Origin of the sequence: Mesorhizobium sp. M7A.F.Ca.CA.002.04.1.1 (assembly GCF_004022805.1) — a bacterium.
Classification (GTDB): domain Bacteria; phylum Pseudomonadota; class Alphaproteobacteria; order Rhizobiales; family Rhizobiaceae; genus Mesorhizobium; species Mesorhizobium ciceri.
Genome location: NZ_RZPL01000019.1, coordinates 1 through 5,944 on the forward strand (window position 1 = coordinate 1; position 5,944 = coordinate 5,944).

The 5,944-nt window shown below is 64.0% G+C and carries 7 protein-coding genes; 1 reads left to right on the forward strand and 6 read right to left on the reverse strand.

The features are described from left to right. Positions 1-176 precede the first annotated feature (176 nt). Positions 177-920, reverse strand: a complete 744-nt coding sequence (locus ENZ75_RS02095; RefSeq protein ID WP_063170314.1) for a DUF899 family protein — start codon at positions 918-920, stop codon at positions 177-179. Between the two features lie 145 nt (positions 921-1,065). Between ENZ75_RS02095 and ENZ75_RS02100 the strand changes: the two genes are divergently transcribed. Then, a complete protein-coding gene (locus tag ENZ75_RS02100; RefSeq protein WP_063168797.1) occupies positions 1,066-1,401 on the forward strand; it encodes a hypothetical protein in 336 nt (111 codons plus the stop codon). Positions 1,402-1,429: 28 nt separating this feature from the next. On the opposite strand, the gene ENZ75_RS02105 is transcribed toward ENZ75_RS02100, so the two are convergent. The 5 genes from ENZ75_RS02105 to ENZ75_RS02125 form a co-directional block, all read right to left on the reverse strand. After that, a complete protein-coding gene (locus ENZ75_RS02105; RefSeq protein WP_063168798.1) occupies positions 1,430-2,254 on the reverse strand; it encodes a carbohydrate ABC transporter permease in 825 nt (274 codons plus the stop codon). A 1-nt stretch (position 2,255) separates the two neighbouring features. Next, positions 2,256-3,218 (reverse strand): sugar ABC transporter permease, encoded by a 963-nt coding sequence (locus tag ENZ75_RS02110; RefSeq protein ID WP_063168799.1) that lies wholly within the window; start codon positions 3,216-3,218, stop codon positions 2,256-2,258. 46 nt (positions 3,219-3,264) lie between these two features. Then, positions 3,265-4,533, reverse strand: a complete 1,269-nt coding sequence (locus ENZ75_RS02115) for an ABC transporter substrate-binding protein (protein ID WP_063170315.1) — start codon at positions 4,531-4,533, stop codon at positions 3,265-3,267. A 282-nt stretch (positions 4,534-4,815) separates the two neighbouring features. Continuing rightward, complete coding sequence (locus ENZ75_RS02120; RefSeq protein ID WP_024504138.1) at positions 4,816-5,304, reverse strand: GNAT family N-acetyltransferase; 489 nt, start codon at positions 5,302-5,304, stop codon at positions 4,816-4,818. Between the two features lie 5 nt (positions 5,305-5,309). Next, positions 5,310-5,944: lytic transglycosylase domain-containing protein (locus ENZ75_RS02125; RefSeq protein ID WP_245481123.1), on the reverse strand; the 635-nt coding region annotated here is incomplete at its 5' end.

Here is a 5,944-nt window from a genome sequence, read left to right on the forward strand (position 1 = left end):
CCGGCAAGCAATGCTGCTGCGGTCAGAATGGTAAGCGTCTTCATGGCATGTCTCCGGTTGGAATTGTCCCTCGGACAATCCAACGTCGCTTGGGCACTCCGGTTGCAGATCATGAGGAAGAAGCCTGCGCGTATCGCCTCGATTACCCGAACCGCGGCGGCTGGCCACAACTGCCTTCAGTGGCAGCAAGCTTCGCCATATTGCAGCTGCTCGTTCCAGTTCGGGCGACCTTCCGGCGTGAAATCCATCAGATTCCACAGCGTTTCGCAGGTGCCGAGGCCACGCGGATCCTGACCGGGCTCCGTCGGTGCGAAATCCAGTTCCGAACTCCAGAAATGGCGTATGCCGTCGGGGTCGCGGTGAAACACCGACAGCAGCGGGATCTGTGAGCCGTCGGCCGCCTCCGCATTGTAGTCGCGCTTGAAGCTGTTGGCCGCCGAAGACACCAGCCGCATGTTGCGCCAGCCCCGATCTCGACCGAGCGTGACCAGGTTTTCGAGCGCGGTCTTGCCCACCACCGCGAAATTGAAGCCGGCCGCCTGGAGATGCCCGACCGCGCCGTCGAACTGATCGAGCAATGCCGTGCAGGACGGACATGGCTGGTCCGGTCGGGCGAGCTTCGCCGTGCCGCCGCTGGTCGCCACATCGCGCTTCTCCTGCGGGTGGCGCGGGAACATCATGTTGTAGAGGATCAGGCTGTCCTTGCCGGGCGCGAACAGCTCCGACAGCCTTGTCTTCGCGGGCTTGCCGTGGGCATCCAGTGCGTCGAATTCATAGTCCTGGCGGATCAGCCCGCCCGGCGGCAGCGCGCGCCGGGCCTCGGCGACCTCTTCCATGGCGCGGCGCAGCTCGATTTCCTTCTTCAGCAATTTTTCGCGCGCGGTGCGGTATTTCGCGGATTCGTTGGGAAAGGTGATCATGATCGGCTCCTTCAAGTCGCAGCGCCGGCGTCCCGGCGCGGTTGCTCTGCGACCCAAGGACGTTTGGCGGTGATCGGCTCCGACATTTATTGCGCATGGTGATATGTCGTAATACCTGTCCGGGCAGCGTGATCCGGGGGACGAGATGCACGACGACGAGATCGATCTGCGCTGCCCGCAAGTAGTGACCGACAATGCCGCCAAGGGCCTCAGACTGCGCGGAGAATTCGGCCGCGGCGGCACCGAGATCGGCGTCGCCCGCGCCACCGAACTGAAGAACCGGGAAAAGCTCGCGCCCTCCACCATTCGCCGCATGGTCAGCTATTTCGCCCGCCACGAGGTCGACAAGCGCGGCAGGAACTACGGCAATGAGCAGAACCCTTCGGCCGGCTACATCGCCCGGCTGCTGTGGGGCGGCGATGAAGGCCGCACCTGGGCGCTTGATCTCAAGCAGAAGATCGGCAACGCGCCGGACATCTGACAACGGTCCGCACTACGCTGACCGCTCCTCACCCCTTCACCCCGCCGGCGGTGAGGCCGGAGACGATCTTGCGCTGGAAGATCAGCACCAGCACCACCAGCGGCACCGTGACGATCACCGAGGCGGCCATGATGTTGCCCCAGGGGATCTCGAACTGCGAGTTGCCGGAGAGCAGCGCGATCGCCACCGGCACGGTCCGCTGTGCGTTGTTGGAGGTGAAGGTCAGGGCAAACAGGAACTCGTTCCACGCACCGATGAAGGCCAGCAGGCCGGTGGTCGCCAGCGCCGGCCACATCAGCGGCAGGAAGACCCGGGTGACGATGATCCACGGCGTCGCGCCGTCTAGGATCGCCGCCTCCTCGACCTCGACCGGCAGGTCGCGGACGAAGGTGGTGAGCACCCAGACGGTGAACGGCAAGGTGAAGATCATGTAGGAGAAGATCAGCGCGAACAGGGAATTGTAGAGGCCGAAGATGCGGACCAGTTCGAACAGCCCGGCCAGCAGCGCCACCTGCGGGAACATCGACACCGACAGGATGATGAACAAAAGCGCCGAGCGGCCGCGGAATCGAATGCGCGCCAGCGCGTAGGCTGATGTGATGCCGAGCAACAGCGACAGCGCGACGACTGCGCCGGAGACGAAGAGCGAGTTCGCGAGGTTGCGCACGAAGGCGCCCTCGATCAGCACGTTTCTGTAATTGGCGAAACTGATCGTCGTTGGCCACAGATCAGCCCGGAACAGATCGGTCCCGGATTTCAGGCTGGTGACGATGGCGTAATAGAACGGGAACACCGCGACGAAGACGATTGCCCCGACCAGCAGGTAAAAGGCCGTGCGCTTCACGATCCACATCTCAGCGGTCCCCGTCCAGGCTGATCCGGCCGATCCGGATGGTGACGATGGTAAGCAGAGCGAGAATGAGGAAGAGCAGGGTCGAGGCGGCGGAGCCATAGGCGAACTTGTCGAACTCGAACAGGTTCTCGCGGGCGAACACCGACATCGACTTGGTGTGCACATTGTTGGGCGTCAGCACATAGATCAGGTCGAAGATACGCAGCGCATCGAGCGCGCGGAAGATCACCGCCACCAACAGCGCGGGACGGATCAGCGGCAAGGTCACCCGCCAGAAGATCTGCCAGGGGTTGGCGCCGTCGAGCCTGGCGACCTCGATGATCTCCCTCGGCAGCATCTGCAGCGCGGCCAAGATGAGCAGCGTCATGAATGGCGTCGCCTTCCAGATATCGACGATGAGGACCGCCGCCATCGCGGTGTCGGCGTTGGCCGTCCAGGCGATCTTGGTGCTGATCAGGCCGAGATTGAGCAGCACCACATTGATGATGCCGAACTGGTCGTTGAGCATCCATTGCCACATCTTCGCCGAGACGATCGTCGGGATCGCCCAGGGGATCAGGATCGCCGCCCTGACGATGCCGCGGCCTCTGAATTCGGCGTTGAGAACCAGGGCAACGATGGTGCCGAGGATGGTCTCGCAGGTCACCGAAATCACGGTGAAGCGCACCGTGTTCCAGACGGCACGCCACCAGACAGGGTCGACCAGCAACCCGTCATAGAGGGTCCGGCCGCTTGGCATGTGAAGTACCGAAAAGTAATTGGCGAAGCCGACCCATTGGCGCGCGTCGAGATCGGCCAGCGAGGCGTCGGTGAAGCTGAAATAGACCGTGCGGGCAAGCGGCCAGCCGGCCGCCGCGGCGAGCACCAGAAGCATTGGCGCCAGGAAAAGCCACGCCGAGCGAACGCGCTGTGCCCTCAACGGCGCGTGCGCGGCCTTGGCTGTTTCCGGTTTCATCCCTGTCATCTCGCTCCGCTCGCTGCGGTCCCGCCGGCCGGCTGTCCCAGTATCGTCACCAGCCTCGGCCCTTCAGCTTGGTCAGCGTCGCTTCGAGGTCGGCCAGATTGTCGGCGGCAGTGCCGTCGCCCGAGAGCGTGTTGTGAACAGCGTTCCAGAACTGGCTCGACGCCTCGTTGTATTTGATCCTGGTGGCGGCCGAGGGGCGCGGCACCGCATTGAGAAAGATCTGCTTCCAGCGCGGAATAATCGGGTGTTCCATGGCAATGTCGGCATCGTCATACAGCGCCTGGATGGTCGGCAGATTGGACGTCTTCAGCGCGCGGTATTTCTGCATCGCGGGCGAGGCAATGAACTTGACCAGCTCGATCGCGGCATCCGGATGCTTCGAATATTTGGAGACCGCGAGGTTCCAGCCACCCAGCGTCGCGACCGGTCGGGCGCCTTCGCCGGTGCCGGCCGGCAGCGGCGCCACGTCGAACTTGCCCTTGATCGGCGAGCCCTCGCCGTTGCCGAGCGCATAGGCATAGGGCCAGTTGCGCATGAACACCGCGTTGCCGGTCTGCCAGACGCCGCGCGATTCCTCTTCCTGGTAGGCGAGCACGCCGGGCGGCGCGATGGTCCCGACCCAGCCCTTGACCATATCGAGCACCGCCGCCGCTTTTGGATTGCTGATGGAGATGGAGCCGTCCGGCTCGATGATCTGGCCGCCGCCATTCGACATCACCCATTCGAGCGCGTCGCAGGTCAGCCCCTCATAGGCGTTGCCCTGAAAGACGAAGCCCCAGATATCCCGATTGCCGGCTGCACGTTCCTTATCCATGACCAGCCTGGCGGTGTCCGCCAGTTCCTTCCAGGTGGCCGGCACCTTGGCGCCATATTTGTCGAGGAGATCCTTGCGGTAGTAGAGCGCCGGCGCATCGGTGAAGATCGGCAAGGCGACGAGCTTGCCATTGACGGTCTGCGACCGGATGATCGACGGGAAATGCTCGGCCACGATGTCCCTGGTCGCTGCGGTCAAATCGACGAGCTGGCTGGCGAGCTGCGGCGCCCAGATCACGTCCGTCTGGTAGACGTCGATGTCGCTGTTTCCGGCGGCAAGCCACAGCCGGTACTGGCCGAACTGGTCGGTCCCGGACGTCGGCATGACGACGATGTTGACCTTGTTGCCGCTGTCTTTCTCGTAACGGTCGAGGATCTCGCGCAGCACCTTGATGCCGTCGCCGGTATCGCCCGACACCATCGACAGCTCGACGGCCCGCGCCGGCGTACCAATCAGCATGGCGGCGACGCCGAGCGCCAGGAATGCGTGAGAAAACTTCATGGTGATGGATGTCCCTCCGCAGCCGGCGACAGGAAACACTCCACGCGCCGGCAGCTTGTCGGACCCCGCCTTCCATTGAATGCGAAGCGGCGCTTTGGGTTCCCAAATCGCGCCGTTCCTGCGTGAGGCGACACCCATCAGGGGGTGTTGAGATTCAGGTCAGGCCGAGTCGAAAATGGTGGTTTCCGAGAACCGGAGCGGAGCGTACTTTTGGGTACGTGAGCACCGGAAGCGCAGGAAGCCATCATTTGCAGGCCGGCATCACCTGAATATCAGCACACCCTAGCCTTCCCAGGCGACAGGCATCATCCCCAGCCGCTCATAGAGCCGGACGGCGGCGGGATTCTCGACCGTGTTGGTCTTGAGGTCGACATGGTCGGCGCCGCGTTCGCGAAAAACGGCGAAGGCGTGCCACATCAGCGCTTCGGCAACACCCTTGCCGCGCGCCTCGGGATGAACGGCAAGATCCTTGACGAAGGCGCGGGTCCAGCACAGCGCCGCCGCCGCCAGCCGGCCCTTGGCGTCGATGACGAGGAAGCACAGCGCCGGGTCGAATTCGGGATCGTCCGCGATACGCGGCCACCACTCGTCGAACGGACCATCGGCGCCGTCATCGAACACTTCCGTCAAAAGCGCATGCAGGGCGGGCGCGTCACCAGGCTCGAAACTGCGCATGACAAAGCCGTCGGGCCAGTGCGGCGGAACCAGCGTCTCATCGAGGATCTTGCGCAGCCGGATGTCGTTCAGGGCCGGCGGGCGCGGTTCAGGCATCGCGCTCAGGCGTCGGGTTGCAGGCGACGGCGCTGGCGGTCGCGGCCAAGGCCGGTCGCCTCGAGCAGGCCCTTGCGCTTGGCGTCGTAATAATAGCCGGTCTGATAGAGCCAGTCGGCCTTCTTGGCGTTGCCGCCGGCCACCAGCCAGGCGCCGCGCAGATATTTGACCGCGTATTTTAGATTGGTTTCGGCGTCGAACAGGCCCTTGGCCGGTCCGTCATAGCCCATGCCGCGTGCCGTCGCGTGCTTGATCTGCATCAGTCCCCAATGGCCGTTGTTGTAGGCTTTCGGGTTGAAGGTGCTCTCGCGGTTGACGACATGGCGCACCAGGTCCACCGGCACCTGGTAGATCGCCGCATATTTCTCGATCAGCCGCTCGACATCGCCACGCACGCCCGTCGCGTGTTCTTCTTGCACGGGCCCTGCCGGAAACTGGACCAGGGCCGCCGGGTTCTGCGGCACGACATAGGCGACCTGCTGGACGCCGGGCATGCGGTCGCCCTTGGCGGTTGCCGGCACGATCAGCCCCGCGGTCGTATAAGTCTCGGCCGCCTTGACCGGTTCGTTCGCATTTGCCGGCGGCGGCGCCTGCCAGGCATTGGCGGTCATCAACGCGGGCACGGCTGGTGGCGCCCGGG